The organism is Kaistella sp. (assembly GCF_032060305.1).
In the GTDB taxonomy this organism is placed as follows: Bacteria; Bacteroidota; Bacteroidia; order Flavobacteriales; family Weeksellaceae; genus Kaistella; species Kaistella yananensis.
The window spans coordinates 1-3069 of sequence record NZ_DAMBHK010000125.1 but is presented as its reverse complement, the minus strand read 5'-3'; the positions used below and the strand labels follow the sequence as shown (position 1 = coordinate 3069).

3 protein-coding genes are annotated in these 3069 nt (G+C 38.0%); 1 reads left to right on the top strand and 2 read right to left on the bottom strand.

Annotated features, from left to right (window positions below):
• Window positions 1-295 precede the first annotated feature (295 nt).
• Both V5N63_RS11490 and hutH read right to left on the bottom strand, forming a co-directional pair.
• Window positions 296-544, bottom strand: coding sequence for a DUF2059 domain-containing protein (locus tag V5N63_RS11490; protein WP_332034052.1), 249 nt, complete (start codon window positions 542-544; stop codon window positions 296-298).
• Window positions 545-673: 129 nt separating this feature from the next.
• Complete coding sequence (gene hutH / locus V5N63_RS11485) at window positions 674-2161, bottom strand: histidine ammonia-lyase (protein ID WP_332034051.1); 1488 nt, start codon at window positions 2159-2161, stop codon at window positions 674-676.
• A gap of 162 nt (window positions 2162-2323) precedes the next feature.
• Here hutH and V5N63_RS11480 point away from each other — a divergent pair.
• Window positions 2324-3069 (top strand): GIY-YIG nuclease family protein (locus V5N63_RS11480; protein WP_332034050.1); only part of this gene is annotated, 746 nt, incomplete at its 3' end.

Genomic DNA, 3069 nt, shown 5'->3' with positions numbered 1-3069 from the left:
GGTCGCCGCCAGTTTTTTTAATCCTCATTCATGTATTTGATTGAGGATTTTTTTTGTGTTTATACAACTTACTAAAGGAAAATGCAGTTAAACTTACTTAAAGGAAAGTTTAAATCAAAAAAAAGTATCGTGTAATTTTTATTACAAAAAAACTTCCAATAATAAATTCGTGGAAGCTTTTTATTATTCCGTGATCTTTAATTCTAGTAGCTTAACTATTTAGAGGCATCGGAGGAGGAGGGGACTAATACTCCTTTTTGGTAGCAAACGAAATTTCTTATTCAAGTTTTTTAAGCTAGTTCACTCCCCACATTTTACCGATTTCCATGCTTTCTTGTAAAATTAATGGTGTTTTATCAATCATTTTCTTACCTGTTGTACTACGATAAAATGTTATGAGACTTTCTGTTTCCTGCTCAGTAAAATGTTTGGTATACACCGGAATCAATTTTTCTATAAGTTCATTATAATTGACATATTCTGATGCTTTATCCAAATATTCAGTTGGAACATCCGGATAGTTCTTTTTATGTTGTTCAATCATATATTCATATCGGTTGTGTGCTGCCCATCGAATCTAACAGTTCGGCTATCTTCGTGTTTTTAATAGTTGATCATCTGCCATAATGCTTAACAGATGAAAACGGATACTATTATATTTTTTCTCATTATATTAATTTACGTCAAATTTTCTCTCACGAATTAATTGCACTATGGCCAACATATCTTCACCTATTAATCTATCATCTTCTAGTTTCGGTACTTTTGTACGGATGAGATTGTAGGCGTTCTCAACATATTTCGAGCATTTTGCTGGTCTTCGGAACTCTAATCCTTGAGCGCCAAACATAAGTTCTACCGCTAAAATATTTTCTAAATTCCCCAAAACCTGATTGAATTTTCTTCCGGAAATACTTCCCATCGAAACATGATCTTCCTGTCCTAAACTTGTCGGGATTGAATCCGCAGATGCAGGAAAACACAGTGTTTTGTTTTCGGTTACCAAGGCAGCCGATGTATATTGAGGTATCATAAATCCGGAATTTAATCCTGAACTTTCAACCAGTAATTTTGGCAGACCATATTTCCCTTCCAATAAAAGATAACTTCTTCTGTCCGATATATTGCCAAGTTCTGCAGCTGCTAAAGTAGCATAGTCTAAAGGTAATGCCAACAGCTGTCCGTGGAAATTTCCGCCAGAAATGGATTCTTCTTCACTTAAAACAATCGGGTTATCGGTTACCGAATTAAGTTCTGTTTCGGCTAAGTTTTTAAGATGCTCATAGGCATTTCTGCTCGCCCCGTGAACCTGTGGAACACAGCGCATTGAATACGGATCCTGCACGCGGTCACAAAACTCGTGTTCCTTTAGGTTTTCGGATCCTTCCAGAAACGTCAACATTCTGCCAGCTACTTTTCTACTGCCATCAAATGGACGGATATCGTGAAGTTCTTTTTTGAATGGGCTGGAAGAGCCGCGGTACGCTTCCAATGACATGGCAGCAGTTAAGTCGGCAAGATTTAAAAGATATTCAAACTTGTGAAGACCTAAAATGGCATGAGCTAGAATAAACTGAGTACCGTTAATTAGTCCCAAACCTTCTTTCGGGCCTAAAATCAGTGGTTCTAATCCATGTTTGTTCAGTACTTTGGCTGTTTCTACTATGCTATCATTTTCCCATACTTTTCCTAGCCCTAAAAGCGGCAGAACCAAATGCGCCAGAGGGGCCAAATCTCCGGATGCACCTACAGATCCCTGTTCGGGAACGGCAGGGATGATGTCTTTTTCCAGCATCAGAATCATTCTTTCAATAACTTCCAGCGAAACTCCCGAAAATCCTTTCGACAGTGCGTGTATTTTGGCAATCATCATCATTTTGGACAAATCTTTGGCAATTGGTTTACCAACGCCCACTGCGTGAGAAATAATGAGATTATACTGAAGTTGCGCCGTTTCTTCTTCTGAGATTTTCACATCACAAAGTGGCCCAAAACCAGTATTGATTCCATAAACCGTACGGTCTGACTCAACAATTTGCTGAACGTTTTTCTGAGATCTTAAAATTTTGTCTTTTGATTCCTTATTAAGTTTTGCTTTATTGGGATTTGCTAAGATTTCCATTACATCGGAAATGCTAAAGTGGTCTACGCCGTAAATCATTGGTAAATTTTTCTTTAAAAATACAGTTTTTTACGGGATTGTGGAAATATGCGTCGAGGACTGAACAGAGCGCTTTTCTATAAGGAAAAAGACCTACAGAAAAGGGGAAATGGAAGAGCGAAAAAATCGCCCGAATAAAAATCAATTCCCTATTTTTGTTACATGAATCCTGACCTTGAACTTCAGCTGAAAACTTTACCTTCCGAACCCGGCGTTTACCGTTACTATGATAAAAACGGACAGCTGCTCTATGTCGGAAAAGCCAAGCATCTGAAAAAACGGGTGCTTTCGTACTTCAATAAAAATCTTTCAGGATACAGAACCAGAATCATGGTCGGTAAGATTCACCGGCTAGAAACGACCATCGTTCCGAGTGAATATGATGCTCTGCTCCTGGAAAACAATCTTATCAAAGAACACCAGCCGTTTTACAACGTGATGCTGAAAGATGATAAGTCTTATCCCTGGATCTGCATCAAGAACGAAAATTTTCCGCGTATTTTTTTAACCCGAACCATGATTAAAGACGGTTCAGAATATTTCGGACCTTATGCGAAAGTTCGTCCTGCAAAAGTTTTGCTCGATACCATTAAACATATTTACAAAATCCGCACGTGTAATCTGAATCTAGCTCCGGCAAAAATTGCAGAAGGAAAATATAAGGTTTGTCTGGAATATCACATCAAGAACTGCGAAGGTCCTTGTGAAATGCTCGAAACAAAAGAAAATTACGATCAGAAAATTGATGCAATACGGGGAATTATCAAGGGAGATTTCCGTCAGGCGAAAGAGTATCTGGTAAAGCAAATGACAAGATATGCTGAAAATCTTGAATTCGAAAATGCCCATATCATCAAGGAGAAAATTGATCTGCTCGAAAATTATCAGCACAAACATACCGTAGTTAA